Origin of the sequence: Cohnella suwonensis (assembly GCF_042655365.1) — a bacterium.
Classification (GTDB): domain Bacteria; phylum Bacillota; class Bacilli; order Paenibacillales; family Paenibacillaceae; genus Cohnella; species Cohnella suwonensis.
The window spans coordinates 83,565-104,212 of record NZ_JBHSMH010000054.1; the positions used below are offsets into that span (position 1 = coordinate 83,565).

The 20,648-nt window shown below is 54.1% G+C and carries 18 protein-coding genes; 15 read left to right on the forward strand and 3 right to left on the reverse strand.

The window, feature by feature from the left end; translation table 11 throughout:
• The first annotated feature begins 130 nt into the window (after nucleotides 1-130).
• The 3 genes from ACFPPD_RS15985 to ACFPPD_RS15995 all read left to right on the forward strand — a co-directional run bounded on the left by ACFPPD_RS15985 (nucleotide 131) and on the right by ACFPPD_RS15995 (nucleotide 1,999).
• Nucleotides 131-829, forward strand: coding sequence for a Crp/Fnr family transcriptional regulator (locus ACFPPD_RS15985; protein ID WP_209748366.1), 699 nt, complete (start codon nucleotides 131-133; stop codon nucleotides 827-829).
• A gap of 21 nt (nucleotides 830-850) precedes the next feature.
• Nucleotides 851-1,279 (forward strand): DMT family transporter, encoded by a 429-nt coding sequence (locus ACFPPD_RS15990; RefSeq protein WP_209748368.1) that lies wholly within the window; start codon nucleotides 851-853, stop codon nucleotides 1,277-1,279.
• Between the two features lie 153 nt (nucleotides 1,280-1,432).
• Nucleotides 1,433-1,999 (forward strand): Uma2 family endonuclease, encoded by a 567-nt coding sequence (locus ACFPPD_RS15995; protein ID WP_209748370.1) that lies wholly within the window; start codon nucleotides 1,433-1,435, stop codon nucleotides 1,997-1,999.
• 82 nt (nucleotides 2,000-2,081) lie between these two features.
• Here the strand turns inward: ACFPPD_RS15995 and ACFPPD_RS16000 are convergent, their stop codons facing one another.
• Nucleotides 2,082-3,029 carry an RluA family pseudouridine synthase gene (locus tag ACFPPD_RS16000; protein ID WP_209748372.1) on the reverse strand — a complete coding sequence of 316 codons (948 nt, stop codon included), beginning with the start codon at nucleotides 3,027-3,029 and terminating at the stop codon, nucleotides 2,082-2,084.
• A gap of 182 nt (nucleotides 3,030-3,211) precedes the next feature.
• Here ACFPPD_RS16000 and ACFPPD_RS16005 point away from each other — a divergent pair, with 182 nt between their 5' ends.
• The 5 genes from ACFPPD_RS16005 to ACFPPD_RS16025 all read left to right on the forward strand — a co-directional run bounded on the left by ACFPPD_RS16005 (nucleotide 3,212) and on the right by ACFPPD_RS16025 (nucleotide 7,697).
• Nucleotides 3,212-3,940, forward strand: a complete 729-nt coding sequence (locus ACFPPD_RS16005) for an ABC-2 transporter permease (RefSeq protein ID WP_209748374.1) — start codon at nucleotides 3,212-3,214, stop codon at nucleotides 3,938-3,940.
• 224 nt (nucleotides 3,941-4,164) lie between these two features.
• A complete protein-coding gene (locus ACFPPD_RS16010) occupies nucleotides 4,165-4,569 on the forward strand; it encodes a GntR family transcriptional regulator (RefSeq protein ID WP_209748376.1) in 405 nt (134 codons plus the stop codon).
• A complete protein-coding gene (locus ACFPPD_RS16015; RefSeq protein WP_378082625.1) occupies nucleotides 4,566-5,525 on the forward strand; it encodes an ABC transporter ATP-binding protein in 960 nt (319 codons plus the stop codon). The genes ACFPPD_RS16010 and ACFPPD_RS16015 overlap by 4 nt, the downstream gene beginning before the upstream one ends.
• Entirely contained in the window at nucleotides 5,522-6,427 is a 906-nt protein-coding gene (locus ACFPPD_RS16020) for an ABC transporter ATP-binding protein (protein WP_209748378.1), read from the forward strand. Before ACFPPD_RS16015 ends, ACFPPD_RS16020 begins: the two co-directional genes overlap by 4 nt.
• A complete protein-coding gene (locus ACFPPD_RS16025) occupies nucleotides 6,420-7,697 on the forward strand; it encodes an ABC transporter permease (protein ID WP_209748380.1) in 1,278 nt (425 codons plus the stop codon). The genes ACFPPD_RS16020 and ACFPPD_RS16025 overlap by 8 nt, the downstream gene beginning before the upstream one ends.
• 372 nt (nucleotides 7,698-8,069) lie before the next feature.
• Here ACFPPD_RS16025 and ACFPPD_RS16030 read toward each other — a convergent pair whose 3' ends face one another.
• Nucleotides 8,070-9,092: an RCC1 domain-containing protein gene (locus ACFPPD_RS16030; RefSeq protein WP_209748382.1), complete on the reverse strand. Its 1,023-nt coding sequence runs from the start codon at nucleotides 9,090-9,092 to the stop codon at nucleotides 8,070-8,072.
• Between the two features lie 408 nt (nucleotides 9,093-9,500).
• Here ACFPPD_RS16030 and ACFPPD_RS16035 point away from each other — a divergent pair, with 408 nt between their 5' ends.
• The 3 genes from ACFPPD_RS16035 to lspA all read left to right on the forward strand — a co-directional run bounded on the left by ACFPPD_RS16035 (nucleotide 9,501) and on the right by lspA (nucleotide 12,124).
• Nucleotides 9,501-10,034 carry an NfeD family protein gene (locus ACFPPD_RS16035; RefSeq protein ID WP_209748384.1) on the forward strand — a complete coding sequence of 178 codons (534 nt, stop codon included), beginning with the start codon at nucleotides 9,501-9,503 and terminating at the stop codon, nucleotides 10,032-10,034.
• Between the two features lie 24 nt (nucleotides 10,035-10,058).
• Nucleotides 10,059-11,540 (forward strand): flotillin family protein, encoded by a 1,482-nt coding sequence (locus ACFPPD_RS16040; protein ID WP_209748385.1) that lies wholly within the window; start codon nucleotides 10,059-10,061, stop codon nucleotides 11,538-11,540.
• A 122-nt stretch (nucleotides 11,541-11,662) separates the two neighbouring features.
• Complete coding sequence (lspA, locus tag ACFPPD_RS16045) at nucleotides 11,663-12,124, forward strand: signal peptidase II (RefSeq protein ID WP_209748387.1); 462 nt, start codon at nucleotides 11,663-11,665, stop codon at nucleotides 12,122-12,124.
• Nucleotides 12,125-12,284: 160 nt separating this feature from the next.
• On the opposite strand, the gene ACFPPD_RS16050 is transcribed toward lspA, so the two are convergent.
• Nucleotides 12,285-14,249: a glycoside hydrolase family 127 protein gene (locus ACFPPD_RS16050; RefSeq protein WP_209748389.1), complete on the reverse strand. Its 1,965-nt coding sequence runs from the start codon at nucleotides 14,247-14,249 to the stop codon at nucleotides 12,285-12,287.
• A 160-nt stretch (nucleotides 14,250-14,409) separates the two neighbouring features.
• On the opposite strand from ACFPPD_RS16050, the gene ACFPPD_RS16055 reads away from it, so the two are divergent.
• From ACFPPD_RS16055 to ACFPPD_RS16070, 4 genes are all read left to right on the forward strand, one after another.
• The gene (locus ACFPPD_RS16055; RefSeq protein WP_209748391.1) at nucleotides 14,410-15,225 is read left to right on the forward strand and encodes a helix-turn-helix domain-containing protein; all 816 of its coding nucleotides are present in this window, start codon (nucleotides 14,410-14,412) and stop codon (nucleotides 15,223-15,225) included.
• 678 nt (nucleotides 15,226-15,903) lie between these two features.
• The gene (locus tag ACFPPD_RS16060) at nucleotides 15,904-18,669 is read left to right on the forward strand and encodes a beta-galactosidase (RefSeq protein ID WP_378082649.1); all 2,766 of its coding nucleotides are present in this window, start codon (nucleotides 15,904-15,906) and stop codon (nucleotides 18,667-18,669) included.
• Nucleotides 18,670-18,738: 69 nt separating this feature from the next.
• Nucleotides 18,739-19,653: an ABC transporter permease gene (locus ACFPPD_RS16065; RefSeq protein ID WP_378082650.1), complete on the forward strand. Its 915-nt coding sequence runs from the start codon at nucleotides 18,739-18,741 to the stop codon at nucleotides 19,651-19,653.
• A 12-nt stretch (nucleotides 19,654-19,665) separates the two neighbouring features.
• On the forward strand, nucleotides 19,666-20,571 hold the full coding sequence (locus ACFPPD_RS16070) for a carbohydrate ABC transporter permease (RefSeq protein ID WP_209748398.1): 906 nt from the start codon (nucleotides 19,666-19,668) through the stop codon (nucleotides 20,569-20,571).
• The last annotated feature ends 77 nt before the right edge of the window (nucleotides 20,572-20,648 follow it).

Below are 20,648 nucleotides of genomic sequence, written 5' to 3' on the forward strand. Positions count from 1 at the left end.
GAGCCTCCCGGCGTCGGCGTCGGGAGGCTTTTTTTTCACGCAATGGGACATATGTCCTTTTTCCGGGGGCATAATGCCTATACAATGAGAGCAGTCGGAACGAAAAGATGGCGATCGGGGGACTGCGCGCATGCGGAAAATCAAAGAAACGGCTGCCGTTCGGGAACAGCTCGAGGTCTACCGGCTTAACGGGGCTTTCGATGCGAGAACGGAAGCGGCGATGGAGCTGCACGCGTTCGATAAGGGCGAAACCGTATACGCGGCGGACGCGCCGATCGATTACTTTTATTTGCTCGTGAAGGGGAAAGTGAAAATCTTCCGCGTGCTTCCGAACGGCAAGTCGATGCTGATCCGTTTCTACGGGCCGCTCAGCACGATCGGGGATTTGGAGATGCTGAACGGCATGACGGCCAGAAGCACGGTGGAATCGGTGAACGACACGCTGTTCGTCGCCATTCCGAGGCAAGCTTATGTCGAGACCGCCTACAAAGATCCGGCGTTTCTCCGGTTCGTCATCAAGCATCTCGCGCACAAGCTTCACACGTTCTCGAACGCATCCGGGCTGAATCTGCTGTACCCGGTCGAGACGAGATTCGCCAGCTACCTCGTGTCGATCGCGGTCGACGAGAACGACCGGGAGACGATCGAAGAAATCAAGACGGCCAAGCTGACCGAGATCGCGGAATTGCTCGGAACGAGTTACCGCCATCTGAACCGCGTCGTCACGCAATTCGCTTCTGACGGCTTGGTGGAGCGGACGCGGGGAGCGTTGTACGTAAAAGATTTCGGGCGGCTAAAGAAGCTGGCGAACGGAAATTTATACAGTTAGCAGCGTCATGGAGGGGTAAGAATGGTTGGGGTATTGTACGCGTTCATCGCGGGGGCGATCGTGAGCGTCCAAAGCATATTTAACGTGCGGCTTAGCGAAAAAGCGGGGTTCTGGTTAACGAACGCTTGGGTACACGGCACGGGTTTTCTCGTATCGGTCGCGTTGTTCATGTTGATCAAGGACGGTAGCTTGGGCAAAATCGCATCGGTAAACAAACTGTACTTGCTCGGAGGCTGCTTGGGCGTCATGATCGTCTTCACCGCCATGAAGTCGGTCGTCGCGCTGAACCCGGCGTACGCGGTCGCGATTTTGCTGATCGCGCAGCTCTTGGTCGCGTTGATCATCGAGAGCGTCGGCCTGTTCGGCGTCGAGAAGATCGCGCTGTCGGCCAATCGGCTCATCGGCATCGGCGTCATGATCGCGGGCGTCGTCGTGTTTAAGATTAAGTAGACGCGGGGAGAGAGGCAGCGTCGGACAGGTTGACAGTTGCGTAATTAATCGACCATAATAAGGGAAATGAGATGGGGGAGCACCCCGCTGAGCGGGACACGATTCGTGTTGCTTTGCGGGGTGTTTGTTTTCCTTAAACGGAGGCAAATGGGCGTGGACGACAGCGACAAGAAGGACGGGAAAGCGACGGGTGTTAAGCGAACGCATGGCACAACATTCATTGAAGAAAGATACGAAATCATCGGAGGCATCCGATACGATTTTCTGACCTCTCCGAAATTCATTCATCAGGACGTATTGGGAGGCCTTTACGTGGCGTTTCATTCGTCCTGCGCGCAGGACGGGAAGATTTTGCTCGCTCCGATGGACGTTCATTTCGACAAGGACAATATTTTGCAGCCCGACATTCTGTTCATCCGCAAGGAAAACAAAGAGATCATCCGGGACGGATACGTGTACGGAGTTCCGGACTTGGTCGTGGAGATTCTCTCGGACATCACGGCGCGCAACGACAAGACGATCAAGAAAGCGACGTACGAGCGGTTCGGCGTACCGGAATATTGGCTGGTCGAGCCCGTTTACAAGCTCGTCGATCAATTCGCGCTCCTAGACGGCGAATATCGGTTTCTCAAGACGTGGACGGAAGAGGAGTATCTTGTTTCCTCGACTGTGCCTTGCTTGGCGATCGAGCTCTCGGCTATTTTCGCGGAGGATCTGTAGGCGCGAAGATGATGTTGCGTTCGAAAAAAAAGCATCTTCAAGCTCCGGAAAACGTACCGGAGCTTGAAGGTGCTTTTTCATTTTAACCCTGAGGCTTCTCGCCGAACTGGCTGAGGAAAGGCTTCGGGATGTCCGTCTCGAAGCGCATCGGCTTACCCGTGACGGGATGCTCGAACGCGAGCACGCGGGCGTGGAGGCCGAGGCGGGAGAACGGTTTCGTCTTCGCGCCGTACTTCTTGTCGCTCGCGATCGGATGGCCGATATCCTGCATGTGGACCCGGATCTGGTTCTTGCGTCCGGTTTCCAGGTCGACCTCGAGCAACGAGTAGTTGCGGGACGCACGCAGCACCTTGTAATGCGTGATCGCGTGCTGTCCGTCGTTCTTCGCGAAGCTGGAATACATTTTCAGCGTCGACGTTTCCTTGAGCCACGATTCGATCGTGCCGTTCGTTTTCTTGACGAGACCTTCGACGAGGGCGACGTACGTGCGCTCCTTGACGACGTCCTTCCAATTATCCTGCATCTTCTGCTGGATGCTCTCGCTCTTCGCGAACATCATGAGGCCGGACGTTTCCCGGTCGAGCCGGTGCAGGATGAAGATGCGGGCGCTCGGATTCGCGATCCGGACGTGGGCGGTCAGCTGGCGGTAAGCGGTCAGCTCCGTTTCGCGATCGGTGGCGATCGATAACAGGCCCGCGTCCTTATTCGCGACGACGATCGCGTCGTCCTCGTAGACGATTCGCAGTCCGACGAGCGGAGGAGCGACCGTTGCCCGGTCTTTGCGCACTTCGACCTCTTGTCCGGGCTTCAAGGCGTAGTTGTACAGCTTCTCGACTTTGCCGGCTACGGACACTTGACCGTGAGCGAGCAACGATTTGACGGAATTGCGTCCTTGGGGAGCAAGCTTGTCCAAGAGGAAGGATAGCAGTTCTCCGGGTTCCGTCACTTTGAACGTTTTGGGAGGCGCTCCGGCGCTCCCCCGGCTAAAAGCCCCGCCGCGAGGGCGGGGCGAAGATGGGCCTTTTCTCATCGGAAATCGATCGTTCCTTTCGCGTAACGCGTCAACATGGGTTCATTATACCTTATTTCCGCGGAATAGCAGAATCCATTCGTATTTTTCATTGGCAACCCATTGACAAGGATTGGAAACACCGTGTATAGTGTATATACGGATATACACACATGAACACTGTTTCGGAAGGGGGAATCGCTTTGAGCGAGAAACAAGGCATTAGAATCGTCAGCCTTAATCTTTGGCGCAGGGAACGGATCGGCATGATGTTCACGTTGATCTTCGCTCTTTATATCGGGGGGGTCATCAGTCTCAGCCTTAACGCGACGATCGGGGGGGAAGAGGATGCCGCCGCCGGAAGCGGGTTGATCGATTGGATCTACGTCACGATGTTCCCGATCTTCGGTACAATCATGAGCAAATCCGCGTTCGGCATGTGGCGGGACGATCACTACTCGAAGCGATTGGCCCATTGGCGCACGATGCCGATTCCGATAGAGGCGATCGTGAAGGCGAGGTTCCTGCAGACGTTGTACGTCTTGCCTTCGGTCGGAGCGGCATTCCTTCTCTTGCAGTACGGGGTGTCGGAGAAGCTAAGGGAAGCCTTATCGCCGTTGCAGTTGGCTGAATTCTGGGTCGTTTGGCTCGGCTACTCGGTCGCGGCGAACGCGTTGTTGATCCTATGGGAGCTCTGCTATAGCGGCAAGCGTTATACGATCTATTATTTCTTGTGCATGGCGGCGTCGGCGGTCGCGTGCGCCGTTATCGCTTGGCAAGGCGGGTTTATTTTCATCGGATTGCTGAACGAAATCGGGGACGGCTACGGATGGGCCTACATGCTCGGCTCCGCCGGGCTGGCGATCGTCGGGACTTGGCTGGGGTACAGGGTTACGGTGAGGAAAATACGAAAGCGTTCGCTGACCTTCTAGAGGTTGTTCAAAAAGTCCGATTATGATCACGTAGTAAGCCAGGAAGCTGATTCGACATCGAATCTTGAATGCTGCACGGGACTTCCGGTTCTCACGTAGGTTCGCCTACGCTCCGATCCTCATTCCCCAGCTTCTTTCAACCTTCTCGGTGCTGATAATCGAATTTTTTGATCACTCATTTCTAATTCGGAAATATAAGAATCATAGGAAAGGAGGATGAGCTTGTGTGGCTGCCGATACGCATTGACGAACAACGGCCGGAACCGCTTTACCACCAGATCGAGGTGCAGCTTCGCGGGCTCATCCTGGGAGGGCAGCTCAAGGAAGGCACGCTGCTGCCTTCGATCCGAGAGCTGGCGGTCGGCTTGAAATGCAGCGCCATCACGGTGCGCAGGGTGTATCAGGATCTGGAGAACGAAGGCATGATCCGCACGCGTCAAGGGACGGGAACGTTCGTGGCGGGCGTAACGACGGCCGTCCGCGACGAACACCGGTTGGAGCGCGCGGCGGAACAACTGGACAAGGCGGTGGACGCCGGCCTTCAATTGCAATGCACGATCGAAGAGCTGGAGGAGTTATTCCGGCAGACGATAGAGAAGAAACGGAGCGAAAGGGGCGGGGAGCAATGACGAGAACGACGGCTACGGGGAAAGTATCGGCGGCATGGACGGATTCGGCGGAAGACGCCGCGATTTCCTGGCGCGGCATGACGCTCCGGCACGAACGGTTCGCGTTCGGGCCGATCGACTGCGATATCCCGAAGGGCATGGTCACGGCGGTCGTCGGTCCGAACGGATCCGGCAAGAGCACGTTGTTCCGCTCGATTCTGGGATTGGAGCCGATTCGCGAAGGAGAAGCTCAAGCGTTCGGCACGAGGTTAAACGGAGGCCGGGACGATGAATACAAAAGGAAGATCGGCTTCCTCGCGGAAAACTCCCATTTTTACGAGAACGGCATGACGGCCGACGAGAAAGCGGAATTCGCGTCCATGGTATACCCGAGCTGGGATTGGGAGAGATATCGCAAGCTCATGAGGCATTTCGACGTGGACGGCGGCGTAAAATTGTCTAATCTGTCCAAGGGGATGCGGCGCAAGGCCGAGCTGGCCGTCGCGATGGCGCACGACCCCGAGCTGCTGTTGCTCGACGAGCCTTCATCGGGCTTGGATCCTTTCGCGTGGCGAACGATGCTGGAGCAGCTTCGGCGTTATATGGAACCGGGCGACCGGACGATCTTGATCGCGACCCACATCATCGCCGAAGTTCAACGTCTCGCCGACTATATTTTGTTCCTGAACCGGGGGAAGGTTCTCGGGCTGTACGAGAAGGATCGCCTGCTCGATGAATGGCGTACGCTCGTCGTGCAACTGTCTCCGGGGCACGCGGACGTCGGGAAGCTGCCGGGAACGCCGGGCTTGCAAGGGCTGACGGAAGCGGGGCCGGGCATTTACCGTCTGGAAGTCGACGAATCCGAACAAGCCGAATCGTATTGCCGCGCTAACGGGTTCCAAGTGCTGGGCGTCCAGCGGATGGAACTGGAAGATATACTGAGCTGTTTAATCCGGAAGGAGGAAGCTAGACGATGAATGCTTTGAATGTCAACCGGATCGTCAAGAATTACGGAGACAAAACGGCCGTGAACGGCCTTAGCTTCGAGGTATCGCCGGGTGAAATCTACGGCTTGCTGGGCGCGAACGGCGCGGGCAAGACGACGACGATGAGGATGGTGCTCGGGCTGATTCTGCCGGATAGCGGCAGCATTTCCTACTCTGGCAAGCAATATTCGAAAGACCAGCTCAGCATGCTCGGTTATTTGCCGGAGGAGCGGGGGATGTATCCGAAGGTCAAGGTCAGCGACCAGATCATCTACTTGGCGCAATTGCGCGGCATGTCCCGGAAGGAAGCCGACAAGAACCTGAAGCGCTGGCTGGAGAAGTTCCAGGTGCCGGAATATTACGGGAAGAAAGTCGAAGAGCTGTCCAAAGGCAACCAGCAGAAAATCCAGTTCATCGCGTCCGTCATCCATAATCCGAAGATCGTTATCATGGACGAAGCGTTCAGCGGACTCGACCCGGTTAACGTCGAGCTATTGAAGACGACGGTCAAGGAGCTGCGCGACGGGGGCACGAGCATTCTGTTCTCGACGCACCGGATGGAGCACGTCGAAGAGCTGTGCCGCAACATCACGATCATGCACAAGTCCAATCCGGTGCTGCAAGGGCCGATCAAGGACATTAAGAAGAAGTTTCCGCAGGAGCGGGTCGTCGTCTCGTCCGAAGGGGAGATCGCCGGATTGGCGAATATCGTAGGCGTGACGAACGTCGCCCGCTACGAGCACGGAGGTTACGAGCTGAAGGTGAGCGACCCGGGAGCGGGCCAGCGCATTTTGCAGCATGCCTTGTCGCAAGGTCCGGTGACGCGCTTCGAGATTATGGAGCCGACGCTCAACGAAATCTTTATTAAGACGGTAGGTGAGAGCCATGAATAACGGCTTGTGGACGGTACTCGGATTCACGATTCGCAACAAAATCCGCAGCAAAGCGTTCATCATCATGACGATCGTGTTGGCCGTGCTGCTCGTCGTCGCGGGCAATCTTCCCGTTCTCATCGATAAGCTCGGCGGCGGCGACAAGGCGACGAAGGTCGGCTACTTGGAAAGCCGGCAACCCGAGATCGTGGCGAGCCTGAAGGCGTATTACTCGGTATTGCCGGAGCCGGACGTCGAGCTTGTATCCATCGCGGGCACGGAGCAAGAGCTGAAAGACGCGCTCGAGAACGGGGACATCGGCGGGTTCATAACGTTCGAGAACATCCCCGAAGTGCCTCAAGGGTACTTCCCGGCGGCCACTTATAACGCGAAGAGCGCCTTCTCCGGCGGTACCTCTTCCTCGCTGAGCGGCGCGCTTCAGAAGGTGAAGACCGACGCGATCATCAAGGACGCCGGTTTGACCGATGACCAGAAGCAGCAGCTATACGCGCCGGTTAAGCTCGATACGCAGAAGGTCAGCTTCACGAACGAGAAAGGCAAGACGGAAGAAGAGCAAGGCATGGCGGTCGGCCTGACTTACGTTATGATCATCCTCTTGTTCATGGCCGTCATGATCAGCGGTCAGTTGATCGCGACGGAGATTACGGCGGAGAAGAGCTCCCGCGTCATGGAAATCATCGTCACGAGCGTATCGCCGCTGAAGCAGATGTGGGGTAAAATCCTCGGCACGTTCATCGTCGCGATGATTCAACTGATCATCCTGGTCGGCGCGCTTGTCCTCAACTTGATGAGCCCTCAGAACAAAGATTCGCTCGATAAGTTCGGCATCGACTTGAGCGCGATCGACGCTACGCTTGTTATCTACGCGATTGGCTTCTACTTGGCGGGCTTCTTCCTGTACGCGACGCTGTTCGCTTCCGTCGGCTCGATCGTCAGCCGCACCGAGGATCTCGGCCAAGCGGTGCTGCCGATCACGATGCTCACGCTCGTCGGCTTCTACGTCGCGATGTTCGGCCTGACGCATCCGGACCACATTCTCATCCAAGTGTGCCAATACATCCCGTTCTTCTCTCCGTTCCTCATGTTCCTGCGGATAGGCTTGTCGGAACCGGCTTGGTGGGAGATCGTTCTGTCGATCGGCATCCTGATCGCTTCCATTCTGTTCATCGGCTGGCTGTCGGCCAAGATCTACCGCGTCGGCGTGCTCATGTATGGCAAGCGCCCTTCCATTAAGGAGATCGCGAAGGCGATGCGGGCTTATAAGGTGTAGGTCATAGTTATAAAATTGCTGTGGGTAACGTTTATAATTGAGACAGATTACAGCAATAAATGAGACAAATAACGTCACATGTTTGAGACAAGTTCGAAAGCCTTTCCATGAAGGTGGGAATGTGGAATCCATCGATCTGACAGCTTACGCGCAAAGCGTCGAGCGTACGTTGCTTGGGAACAATCCAAATGGAATATGGGTACTTCAAGCCTGGGGGAATGCCACATTTATTCAATGTGAGGATTGAAACCACAGGAGCTAAGGAAGGCGGAAAATTTAAGTCTCACATACAACAAACACGCAGCTCTAGTTTGGCTGCGTGTTTGTTGTTAAGGTGGGGGTTATTGACGCCTGATCGAATTATGCAATGTGCTATGGCATTATTTCATGCGAATTTCCGTTTTGATCACCGACGAATACTTTTCCATCTTTCGAAAGCGCGAACACTTGAACAGCATTGCCGCCGATTTCCTTAATGTACTTCATGGCAGTTAATTTTGAGTTATTGCCTAGATACCAGACGGAGCCGTCATCTTTTAAAGCGAAAGCGCCGCTAACTTGAAGAACATGATCCATTACAGGATACGGTTTCTGGTCGGCGGCACCCCATGTCCAAACTTTTCCGTTTTGATCTAACGGATATTCTTCCCGAATCTCGACGATATCCTGCAATCCGATAATCGGGTGAAGTGCGTTATCTCTCGACTCCCAAACCGTCCCGTCCTGTTTCAACACAGTCACGCAGTTGCCGATATCTTTTGCGTTAGCCAGCCAAGGATAGGGTAGAACTTTATCACTAGCAAAATCAGGGTCAACTAGTTCAAGATCGGTCAGAACTCGACAATATGAGGCATGCCATCCCCAAAAGGTGCCATCCTTTTTTTTGAAAATAATTCCGTCGTCCGAGCCCCATAGATCGATTACGTTATCCGCGTGAGGGAATTTTTTCGGTCGTTTCAGTTGCGGGCTTATATCAAATAAACCGGTTTGTTCATAATCCAAAGGTTCTCCCCAAAACCATATTTGCCCGTTTTCTTTTAGAGCAAAATTTCGATTTTCTGAGCTAACAACTTTCACGACATTATCCAAATGATCTATTTTTACGAATGAAGAGACTTCTCCGTCATTTGACCCTTCTTGGTCGTTACGGTTATGGACCAGCTGATCTCTTGATATGATGACGTTGCCTCTCGTTGTTAACAAATAACGACCACTAAAGACATGTACTACGTTGTCTAAAGATTGTACCGGTTGATTACTAACATCTTCACCAGATTTGCAACCGGCGATCAGAAGAACCGAAATAATCAAAGATACAGCCGCGAACATCTTCTGAATTCGTTCATAGAGCATCGGAACTTGTCCTCCAGGATAAATATTAGTAACAATATCCATCTTATCATATCTTTTCATGTTTTTTTGATGTATCAACTCGTCATTATTATTTATTCTTCAAAACTGTTGAGTCGTTCAAAATTATTATTTTCTATTTATCTCAAGTGACAACTGAAGGGAATTATTTATCAAATGCTTCGGCCTCGGGTACAGTCAATGGTGAATCTAATCCGGCAGACTTTACAAACGATAACGAGGATCTCGATACTTCAAAATTGCACAGATATAAAATTAATTTTATAGATCAACAATCGATACATAAGTTAGACAAAATAAGAATAAAATCGTTCAAAAAAATAATAGACCAATCGGTCCATCAAGGTTTTTTGATTGCAAGAAAATGATAACCACAACCCACAACTGGAATTAATTATGGAAATGTTTATATTCAAAGGTTAAAATTGGGGTATGAGGAGGGGTGCACATATCGAATTATATTGGTCGTTCGCCATTTTCGGGGTAGCCTTTGCCTTTATTTCCTTTCTATTCGGGGAAATCATCGGAGATTGGCTCGGCGGGGTGTTTCATTTCGATCACTTCGGCTTCGTTTCTCCGGTCATCGTCGTAGGCGGAGCCACGGCATTCGGAGCTTTCGGCATCTTTTTGAATCGTCTATTCGATGTCGAGGGGCCGACGCTTCTGCTACTATCCATCTTATTCGCGGTTGCCGTATCGTCGATCTCCTACTTCGCTTACGTCAAACCGATGAGAAAAGCCGAAAGTTCTCTTGGCATTTCCATTGCGGAGATGGAAGGAAAGATCGTGAAGGTAACGATTCCCATTCCCGCGGACGGACTTGGGGAAGTGATCTACAAATCGCAAACAGGCATCATTAATTTCACTGCTATTAGCTTCGATAACGTCGATATCCCTCTGGGATCGGAGGCTATCGTCGTTAGAGTCGTAGGCAAACATCTGAAAGTCATGGCATTCAAAATATAAAGATACTCGGAAGGACGTGCCTATTTGGATCTTCAAGTTCTTACCGGACCTGTCATTCTTATCGCGGTATTGGTCGTACTCGCATTAGCGTTCTGGGCAAGGTACAAAACGGTCGGCGCGGAGAAGGCGATGATCATTACGGGTTCGTTCCTCGGCGGCAGGCATATTGCCAGCGACGATAACGGGCGACGGTTGAAGATCATCCGCGGCGGCGGCTCGTTTATTCTTCCTATTTTCCAACAATACGAGTTTATCTCTTTGAATTCGCATAAGCTTGAAATCAAAACGCCGGAAGTCTATACGAAGCAAGGCGTGCCCGTTATGGCGGACGGCATTGCCATCGTGAAGATAGACGGTACGATCGAAGGCATTTCTACGGCGGCTGAGCAGTTTATGGGGAAATCCACCGAAGACCTGCAGAATGAAGCCCGCGAAGTGCTAGAGGGTCATCTTAGGGCCATTCTAGGGGCGATGACCGTCGAGGAGATTTACCAGAAGCGCGATGTCTTTTCCACGAAAGTGCTTGAGGTTTCGCAAACGGACTTGGATAAAATGGGTTTGCGCATCGTTTCGTTTAATATCAGGGACGTTCGCGATAAAAACGGATATCTCGAGGCGCTTGGACAGCCTCAGATTGCGGCCGTAAAGCGCGATGCCGAGATTGCCAAAGCGAACGCGGACCGGGACGCGCGCGTGAAGCGGGCTTCCGCGGATCAAGAGGCGCAAAAAGCCGAGCTCGAACGCGATACGTTGGTGGCCGAGTCCGAGAAGAACAAAGCGATGAGCGTCGCCCAGTTCAAAAAGGAGCAAGACGTCGCGAAAGCCGAGGCGGATCAAGCTTACAGCATCCAAGAAGCCAGGTCGAAGCGCATCGTCATGGAAGAGCAGATGCAAGTCGAGATCGTTAAACGCGAACGCGAATCCGATATTAAGATGAAAGAAATCGAGATCAGAGAACGCGAATTCGCCGCCGAAATCGTCAAAAAAGCGGAAGCCGAGCGAAGCGCCGTCATTCAGGCCGCCGAAGCGGACAAAGAGCGTCGTATTCTTCAGGCGGACGCCAACAAATACGTCATCGAAACCCAAGCCGCGGCCGAACGCTCCAAAGGGACGGCCGAAGCGGATGTTAGCCGAGCCAAAGGGACGGCCGAGGCCGACATTATTCGTCTCCAAGGCTTCGCCGAAGCGGAAGCGAAGGAAAAGCTGGCCGCGGCATTCGAGAAATTCGGTCAAGCGGCTATCCTTGAGATGATCGTCAAAATGTTGCCCGAACTGGCGGGGAAAATCGCCGAGCCTATGGGGCATATCGAGAAAATCACGGTTTTGGATGCCGGCGGCAACGGCGGCGGAGCAACCAAGGTGAGCAAGTATCTGACCGAGCTTATGGCTACCGCCCCGGATATGTTGAAAAGCGTTTCCGGAATAGACCTAGAAAGGCTGATAAATGGATTCGTGCTTAAAGGTTCCGCGGATGTCTCTCCCGTAACGGAAATCAAGACGGAGTAGAGCAAGATTGCGACGACCGGCCATACGATTCACCTCGGCGCGAAATTGGCTTTCGCTTGGCGACTCCTCTATACTGGGTAACATCATTCGGTATAGATGAGCAAAGCGAAAGGAGTGGACGCATGCTTTTTTATTTCATTGCCGTCGCCGTCGTCTTGATCGATCAAGGAACGAAGATTGCGATCCGATACCATTTGGAGATTAACGAGACTTACTCGCTATGGGGAATGCCGCTCACGCATATCGAGAACGCCGGCATGGCCGGAGGTTTGCTGCAAGGCTATGCCCGGTTATTCGGCGTGCTGGCCGTCTTGTTCGTGGCGGTCGTTCTATACTCTCGCCAATCCGGCATGTTTAAGGGGAGTCTGTACGATATCGGGCTCTCGTTCCTCGTCGGAGGAGCGCTAGGGAACGGGATCGATCGGCTGCTGTTCGGAAGGGTGACCGATTTTCTCGTATCCCGGAACGGCAACGGGGTGCTCAACATGGCGGATCATGCGATCGAGATCGGTGTCGCGTTATTCGTCATTCGAATGGCAATTCAGTGGTTGAAAGAACGATTCGGTAGGCGTTGCCCCGCATGAATCTTTAGAATCTACTTCTAAGCTGCGTCTTATCGAACATGCGGACTGGCGGAAGTCGCCGCCTATTTGGCTAATTCACGGTAGTCGGGTATAAAGAAAAAAGCTGACTCAACGAATCGCGGCGAATGGCGATCCGAGAGACAGCTTTTTTTGTCGCGGACTAACGATCTTCCCTGATCCAGACGAGCATCTCGCCCGGCTCGCGGTTGCCCCAACGGGTGTAAGGTGCGGCCACGATTCGTTGCGGTTCCCTGCTTGGCTTAGCGGTTCCATAGAGCGAGGATGATGGCCGATCGGCATCGGTCATTCGGTAGCCGTCCGCTTCCAGAAGGACGGAGCCGTCGAGCTGAACGGCGGCGCGCAAGGCGGCATCCGAAGGAAGGGATATCGACTGCAACGTTGCGCCGTTATCGACCTCTTCGAAGCAATAAACAAGCGGTCCTCGCTGTAAGGCGACCCGGCCGGCGTTCGCCCGCACGTTCGTCGGAGCGTACAAGCGGTGGGGCTCCATGTCCAGTTCGACGGAGAGGATGTCCCCTTCGCGCCAGTCGCGGTCGACGTAAGCGTACCCGTCCCGAATTTCCGGCGATATACGCTCGCCGTTAACGGCGAAGATCGACTCTTGCGACCAAGCCGGAACGCGCAATGCCAATGTAAAAGCCCCTGCTCCGTCCGCCTCCGCGATCTTCAAGCTGGCGGCGCCTTTCCAAGGCAGTCCGCTCTCTAGCCGAACCCGCACGTTGCGCCCGTTGAGCTTGGCCGAGGCTTCGCTGCCGATATACAGATGGGCGTAAAGCGTATCCTCGCCGGCCGCGAATACGTATTGGCCGAGCGAGGAAATCAGCCGAGCGACGTTGGGCGGACAGCAAGCGCACCCATACCATTTTTGCCGCAAGGCTTTGATGTGGTGCTTACCCGGGTTTCCTTCGCTGGCCGCGGGCCATACTTCCATCGGGTTGACGTAGAAATAATGCTTGCCGTCTCCCGCGATGCCCGCCGTCACCGTATTGTATAGCGCCCTCTCCATGACGTCGCCGTATTCGCCCTTCGGTTCCGCCTGCAGCATCCGCCTCGCGAAGAAGATGAGGCCGATGGAAGCGCAGGTCTCGGAGTAGTTCGTATCGTTGGGCAGGTCGTAATCGAACGTGAAAGCTTCCCCGTGATGCGTCGAGCCGATGCTTCCGTTGACGTACATCTGCTTGCCGACCATATTGCGCCACAGGCGCCTGCACGCTTCCAGCAGGCTCACATCCCCTTGATGCAAAGCCAAGTCGGCCATGGCCGTATACATATATACCGCTCTGACCGCATGCCCGACCGCGACGTCTTGTTCGCGAACGGGCTTGTGCGCTTGGTGATACGCCATTTGGGGAGGCATTTTCTGGACGACTCCGGGCGCCCAATGGCTCGTACGTCCGCGCCGTTCCCACTCCTCGAGCAGAAAGTGCGGCTCCCGTCCCCGCTCCTCGATAAAGAAATTGGCGAGCTTCAAATACTTGCGTTCCCCGGTCGCCTCGTAGAGCTTAACCAAAGCTAATTCGATCTCTTGGTGGCCGTCGTAGCCGCGCGTCTTGCCCGGTTCGGAACCGAACACGGCATCGATATGATCGGCGAATCGGCGCGCGATGTCGAGCAGCTTCGTCTTACCCGTGCCTTGAACGTAAGCGACTGCTGCTTCGATGAGATGCCCCGCGGAATACAGTTCATGGCAATCGACCAGATTCGTCCATCGCTTGCCCGGTTCGGCGACCGCGAAGTACGTGTTCACGTATCCGTCTTCCGACTGGGCTTTGCCGATCAGCTCGATCGCCTCGTCCGCGACCCGTTCCAGATCCGCGTCGGGATGGGAGGCGAGGGAGAAACCGACCGCTTCCAGCCATTTGTACAAGTCCGTATCCTGGAAAACGAAGCCCTCGAACTCGCCCTCTTCCAAGCCGGCGGCAATGCGGAAATTACGTATGGCGCGGCTTGGCTCCGCATCCGGTATCCGATCGTTGAGGGCTTCCCATTGATAGGGAATGACCGTGTCCCTGATCAAATCGACGTAGGCGGACCAGTAGTCGTCTCGTATGCGCACGGCGCTTAGTTCGAGAGGGTGCGGATGAATCTTCTTATCGTTAGACATTATTTTCACGCTCCGATGAATGTGATGATGGCGGCGAATTTCATTCGTCTCTTACATCTTAACGGGAAAGGAGTAGTCTGTCGGTAGACGTTCCGGTATAATAGGTGTCAAAAGCTGACCTTCATTCGAAGGCGACTTGAATGAGAAGGAGCTGCGGCGAATGATCCCGCTTTATCTGAACGAGCCGTATCGGCATCATATGGGCGGTCAGTTCCTGTCGGACGAAACTTGGTCCCACATGGACCGGACGATTATGGATTACGAGCTGATTATCGGCGTGTCCGGCGTCGTCTTCATGGAGGCGGATGGCCGGACTTACGAGGTGAAAGCCGGAGAAATCTTGTTCCTGATGCCGGGAGAGAGGCATCGCGGATACCGGTTATCGTCGCCGGGCGTCTCTTTCTATTGGTTTCATTTCTACTTGCCGGACAGGCTGCCCGATGAAGAACCGAGCAGCCGAATTCCCCGGTACGCGGCGTGTCCGAACCCGAGCCGCGTGCATATTCTGGCGCGACAGCTGCTTCACGCGGGCAACGGCGGCTATCGCATTTCCCGGGCGGGGGACTATTTTCTGACCTGCTTATTGATCGAACTCGCCGAACAGCTTCAAGATTCCGGCGGGCTGGAAGCGATGGATCCGCAGCTCTCCGGACTGCTGGCTTGGACGCGCATGCATGCGTTGGACCGGGACATAACGGTGGAACGGATCGCGGCGCACGCGGGATACAACAAGGATTACTTGTCTCGCATGTTCAAACGGAGGTTCGGCTCCGGGCTCTTAAATTATATCCATCATCTCAAGCTGGAAGCGGCGAAGGAAATTTTGGCGGACGGGAAGCTTCAGGTGAAAGAGGTCGCCGCCCGGGTGGGCATCGAGGACGACAAGCAATTCGCGAAGTGGTTCAAGCGGCTGTCCGGCGTAACGCCGACCGCATACCGGCAAGCGTTCGCGCAGACCCGGTTAAACAACTCGTAAACGAGAACGGACATCGAACCCTCGCGAAGATCGCATGAGGAAGATAAGCCGAGCCGAGCGAGAACAACCTGCAAAAGTACATTTTGAATGGAGCGAAACTTACGAAGAGGCCCAACAAAATGTATACGTACATGTTGTTGAGCCGAAATGGAACGATTTTGTCTAAAGGTCGCAATCAACCTGCACATTTGCAGGTTGATGCCGTGAATTTCAGATAAGGGGCCAAACAACCTGCACATTTGCAGGTTGATGGGAGCACATGCTGGCAGGAGAGCAACTGTCTAAGCTCATACCGCCAAGATGCAAGCGCTGATCGCGGGATCTTCTCATCGACTCGCGGATCATCACCGTGAATCGACGAGTTTCCGAAGAAATGGAACCTAAGGAAAACCTTGATGGGCCTTGGACGCGGCCTATCAAGGTTTTTTTCTGAGAACGCGTTCGCAGGAATACATTCCGATTGACAAAATTAAAGTTCGGTATTATGATCATCGTGAAAGCGCTTCACAAATCATAACCGCAAAATGTAACCCGTTTCATAAATAGGAACATAAGGAAACGAAATGAGCTGTATTCATTCATTTCACTGGTATGAAATGGGATTCATGAAACGGGTTACACAAAATGTCGAATGATATAGCGGGAGCGCGATGTTCGAATGGGGGAACTGCTTTGCAAATGGTCATGCCGATCGAATTAACGGAGCGGGCGGTTCGCTTGAACGGAAAGTCCGGCATTCTGACGTCCGCGTCGGTCTTTTACTTTCGGATTCCGCAGGAGCTATGGAAAGACCGATTGGATCGCTTGAAGAAAGCCGGCTACAACTGCGTGGACGTGTACTTTCCTTGGAATTACCACGAGCTGTCCGAGGGACGGTGGAGCTTCGACGAGGAACGGGATGCGGAAGCGTTCTTACGGCTTGTTCATGAAGCCGGGCTGTGGACGGTCGCCAGGCCCGGGCCGTACATCTGCTCCGAGTGGGACGGAGGGGCGCTACCGGCGTACCTTCTCGCGAAGGACGGCCTGACGATTAGGGATAACGATCCGGCTTTCTTGCGGCACGTATCCTTATGGTTCGGGCAAATCATGCCCATTCTCCGCAGGCAGCAGATCGGGGAAGGCGGTTCCGTCATCTGCGTCCAGCTGGAGAACGAATTGGATTTCTACGGGTGCAAAGACCCGCGCGGGTATATCGGGGCGTTGCGCGACATGGCATTGGAACATCGGATAGAAGTTCCGTTGATTGCATGCGCGGGCCAAGGCGGACTATACGCGGCATCGGGGCTCGCGGACGGCGTTATCCCGACCTGCAATTTCTATCCGAACGATACGGATCCCGAATTCGAAGAGAAGGTGCTTCAATACCGGGAGCTGCTCGGGGAGAGCAAGCAGCCGCTCATGGTGACCGAGACGAATCGTTCCCATTTCCTGCTGCGGAGATTATTATCGGCCGGCGCCAAGCTGCTCGGGCCCTATCTGCAAGTATCCGGCACGGATTTCGGATTTACGAACGGAACGAATAATTGGGGAGAGCCGCTCGCCTTCTTGACTTCAGACTACGACTTCGGCGGGATGATATCGCCCGAAGGACGGATAAGACCGGAAGTATACGAAGGCCGTCTCCTGAATCGGTTGATTCAAGCCTATGGGTCATCTTTAGCCGAAGCTCTGCCGGCCTTAGAAGCTAGCCGCTTTCGCTTGGCCGACGGCTCTCGGAACGGGTTAATCGGTCCGGTCGCTCTATCGCTAAGCGGGGGAGGACTGCTTGTCTTCCTGCACAATACGTCGGACGAAAGCGTATCGATGTCGCTGATCGGAGCGGGCTTAGAAGAGGGCGTTCCGATGAAGCTAGCCGCGCGAAGCACGATCGCCGTTCCTCATAGCCTTCCGTTGTCCGACTGGGGATATGCGGGACAATTGCTCCATTCGTCCGCCGAGCTGTTTTGGCTGAAATCGCAGGGCGACGAGACGATCGCGGCATTCCATGCGGATACGGAAGGCGAGATGGCTTTCCGATTCGACGAAGCGCTGGAATGGGAGGCGAACGGGGGAGTAGCTGAGAAGGATGGCGGCCGGGTTCGCTTCCGATTCGGGGCTGGCGGCACGGTCTCTGCCTTTAAGGGCGTCGCTTCCGATGGACGCCGGCTCGTCCTTATCGTCATGGATCGGAATACCGCGCTAGCGTTGGAAGACTTCGATCCGGATGGACGAATTCATTGCGAACCTTTACCCGTCTATGACGACAAAACGGTTCCTGTATCGATCGGATGGTCTGCCGCTTCGATCGATCCCGTTGCTCCCGTAGGACCGGCGGACGCCAGAACGATCGAGCATGCGGACTACTTGGAGAAATTCGGCGTGTACCGCGGGTATGCCTGGTACCAGGCGAAGGATACGATGCCGGCCGCCCTGCGTCGCGAAGGCATTCTCGTTCGCCAAGCAAGCGACGTCGTCTCCGTCTACGCGGGCAACGCCTATGCGGGAACGGTCGTACCCGGCGGATCCAGCAGCTTTCTGCCGCACGCGGGCGAGCAAGCGGGGGCGTTCACGGCGAGAACCGAAATCTGGGGACATTCGAATTTCGACGATATAAGGAAGCCCGCGCTGCGGCTGGATTCGATGAAAGGGATTCGCGGGCTCGTCGCCGTGACCAAGGTCAAGGACCTTAGCGGGAATTGGAGAAGGCGACTCGTCGAGGGGGATCGCGCGGGACTCGCGGATGAGGCATTGGACGACCGTTCGTGGCCGATCACGGGCTTCGGCGGCTGGCTCCAGATGGAACGTCCGATGGTCGAATGCTTCCGCAAGTCGTTCGTAGCATCCAGCTACGCCGATTCATGGACTTTGCATTTTAATGGTTTGCAAGGATTGGCGGAAGTATACGCGAATGGTGTAGCCATCGCTTCCGTCACGCCTTTCGATCCTTACGCGGATATATCCTCTGCCGTGAAGCCTGGAGAGAGCGTGCAGCTTTCGGTGTTCCTGAACCGCACACTCGAAGCCTATGCCGGAAGCGTCGTGCTGTACGAAGGGAATGCGGCTCAAGATTGGCGGTTGACGGAATGCGGCGAGGAGGATCTTGCTTCCGATGCGGCAAGCAAGTCCGCCGAAGCGACGGATTGCGAGCTGCCAGTATCGATGAATGCCGGAGAGTCACGTTGGTTATTCGGTAAAATACCGATTCCTCTAAGCGAGGCTGGATGGCGCGTTCTGGTAACGGGTTCAGGCGTGAAGCTTTCAGTATTGTTTCAAGGACGACTCGTTTCCCGGATATGGTTGCCGGGGGGAGATGCCCGTCCGACGATGAGCGGCGGCAGTCCGGATTCGTTCTGGTTACCCGGTCCGTGGTTCTCGGAAAAGGCGGGAGAGTTAGCCGTTTATTTAGAAGCGGTAGATCCGTCAGGTCCATGCGTGATCGATCCATTCTCTTTTATTAAAGCTTGAGAGAAAGGGGACTAACAGATGCAAGCATCAGAAACCGTTACGGTGAAGCAGAGGACGCCCGCCGCGGGCATGTCCCGCATGAAACAGTTTTGGAACAACCGAACACTGCTCCTCATGTGCGCTCCCGCTATCTTGTTTTTCATCATTTTCGCGTATTTGCCGATGCCGGGCTTGTACCTTGCTTTCATTAAGTACAACTACACGGACGGCATTTTCAAAAGCGCGTTCGTCGGCTTCGATAACTTTCGATTCCTCGTCATTAACGGAGACTTATGGCGGCTGACGGTGAACACGGTCCTCTATAACGCGGCCTTTATCCTGCTGGGTAACGTTCTTCAGATCGTCGTGGCGGTTCTCCTGAACGAGCTGCGCAGAAAATGGTTCAAGAAAGTCGCCCAGACGCTCATGTTTCTCCCTTATTTCATCTCCGCGGTTCTGATCGGACTCATCGCGTACAACTTTCTGAGCTACGATTACGGCATATTAAACAGCATACTCACATCGCTGGGTTTAGATCCATTGAAAACCTATTCCAATCCGAATGCCTGGCCTTTCATTATCGTCCTTGTTTACTTATGGCAGTCGACGGGTTATGGCTCCATCGTCTATTTCGCGGCAATCATGGGGCTGGACAACGAGATCATCGAAGCCGCCGAAATCGACGGCGCCAATGCCTACCAGAGAATTATCCACATTATCATTCCGTGGCTGAAGCCGACGTTCATTATCCTGCTCTTGTTCTCGCTCGGCGGTATTCTCAAAGGAAACTTCGGATTGTTCTACAACTTGGTCGGCGCGAGCAATACGGCGCTGTATCCAACGACGGATATTATCGAAACCTACGTCTTCCGCTCCCTGATGAATAACTTTAACTTCTCGATGGGAAGCGCTGTCAGCCTGTATCAATCCTTATTCGGATTTATCATCGTCGTTTCTTGCAACTGGTTCGTCAAAAAAGCATCACCCGACAATTCATTGTTCTAGGAGGCGGCACGAATGGAAAATGTCTCGCGAAGCATTCGGAACAATGCCGCGGAGAGGGTCGTCCGATCGATCGGCTACGGAGTCATAGGATTGTTTTCCCTATGCTGCCTGCTGCCTTTCGTGCTCGTCCTTGGCACGTCGTTCACGTCGGAGCGTGCGATTCAGAAGCATGGCTTTAATTTCTGGCCGAAGGATTTCTCCACGTTCGCCTACAAGATCGTATTCGAGAATCCGGATTACGTGGTCGGGGCTTATGCGGTAACGGCAGCGTTAACCATCGTTGGAACGATATTAGGTTTATTCTTAGTGGCGATGACCGGTTATGCCTTGCAGAGGCCGGATTTCAAGTATCGGAACAACGTCTCCTTCTTTATCTACTTTACGACGCTGTTCTCCGGAGGGCTCGTACCTTTCTACTTGCTTGTCACGCAATATTTGGACTTGAAGGACAACTACCTGGCCGTCCTCCTGCCCGGCTTGCTGAGCCCGTTTCTCATTATCATGATGAAGTCCTTCGTTTCGTCGATCCCGCATGCGATTACCGAATCGGCCAAAATCGACGGCGCCGGGGATTTCACGATCTTCATTCGGCTGATCCTGCCGATGACGACGCCCGCCTTGGCGACGATCGGACTGTTCATCGCACTCGGGTACTGGAACGAATGGTATAACTCGATGCTGTTCCTCTCGCCGGACCTGAAATACCGTCCGTTGCAGCTATTCTTATACAACGTCATTACTAGCGCGGATTTTATCCGGAGTTCATCCGCCGCTTCCAATGTCCCGTTTCGGGATATGCCGCTCGAGTCGATGAAGATGGCGACCGCCATCGTGGCGACGGGGCCAGTCATTCTGTTCTTTCCATTCGTTCAACGTTACTTCATTAAGGGGATTACGGTAGGCGCCGTGAAAGGGTAATGAAACAAGTTGTGCCGGGAGCGCTCGTAAAAGAGACTCCTTCACATATAATGAAATCGGTTTCATTCCGATTTCGA

What these genes read in the sequence shown, in the direction of transcription:
- ACFPPD_RS16020 (WP_209748378.1), top strand. Translation starts at nt 5,522, where the DNA reads ATGAATGCTTTGAATGTCAACCGGATCGTCAAGAATTACGGAGACAAA.
- ACFPPD_RS16030 (WP_209748382.1), bottom strand. Translation starts at nt 9,092, where the DNA reads ATGGATATTGTTACTAATATTTATCCTGGAGGACAAGTTCCGATGCTC.
- ACFPPD_RS15985 (WP_209748366.1), top strand. Translation starts at nt 131, where the DNA reads ATGCGGAAAATCAAAGAAACGGCTGCCGTTCGGGAACAGCTCGAGGTC.
- ACFPPD_RS16035 (WP_209748384.1), top strand. Translation starts at nt 9,501, where the DNA reads ATGAGGAGGGGTGCACATATCGAATTATATTGGTCGTTCGCCATTTTC.
- ACFPPD_RS16000 (WP_209748372.1), bottom strand. Translation starts at nt 3,029, where the DNA reads ATGAGAAAAGGCCCATCTTCGCCCCGCCCTCGCGGCGGGGCTTTTAGC.
- ACFPPD_RS15990 (WP_209748368.1), top strand. Translation starts at nt 851, where the DNA reads ATGGTTGGGGTATTGTACGCGTTCATCGCGGGGGCGATCGTGAGCGTC.
- ACFPPD_RS16050 (WP_209748389.1), bottom strand. Translation starts at nt 14,249, where the DNA reads ATGTCTAACGATAAGAAGATTCATCCGCACCCTCTCGAACTAAGCGCC.
- ACFPPD_RS16070 (WP_209748398.1), top strand. Translation starts at nt 19,666, where the DNA reads ATGGAAAATGTCTCGCGAAGCATTCGGAACAATGCCGCGGAGAGGGTC.
- ACFPPD_RS16055 (WP_209748391.1), top strand. Translation starts at nt 14,410, where the DNA reads ATGATCCCGCTTTATCTGAACGAGCCGTATCGGCATCATATGGGCGGT.
- lspA (WP_209748387.1), top strand. Translation starts at nt 11,663, where the DNA reads ATGCTTTTTTATTTCATTGCCGTCGCCGTCGTCTTGATCGATCAAGGA.
- ACFPPD_RS16015 (WP_378082625.1), top strand. Translation starts at nt 4,566, where the DNA reads ATGACGAGAACGACGGCTACGGGGAAAGTATCGGCGGCATGGACGGAT.
- ACFPPD_RS16060 (WP_378082649.1), top strand. Translation starts at nt 15,904, where the DNA reads ATGGTCATGCCGATCGAATTAACGGAGCGGGCGGTTCGCTTGAACGGA.
- ACFPPD_RS16065 (WP_378082650.1), top strand. Translation starts at nt 18,739, where the DNA reads ATGTCCCGCATGAAACAGTTTTGGAACAACCGAACACTGCTCCTCATG.
- ACFPPD_RS16025 (WP_209748380.1), top strand. Translation starts at nt 6,420, where the DNA reads ATGAATAACGGCTTGTGGACGGTACTCGGATTCACGATTCGCAACAAA.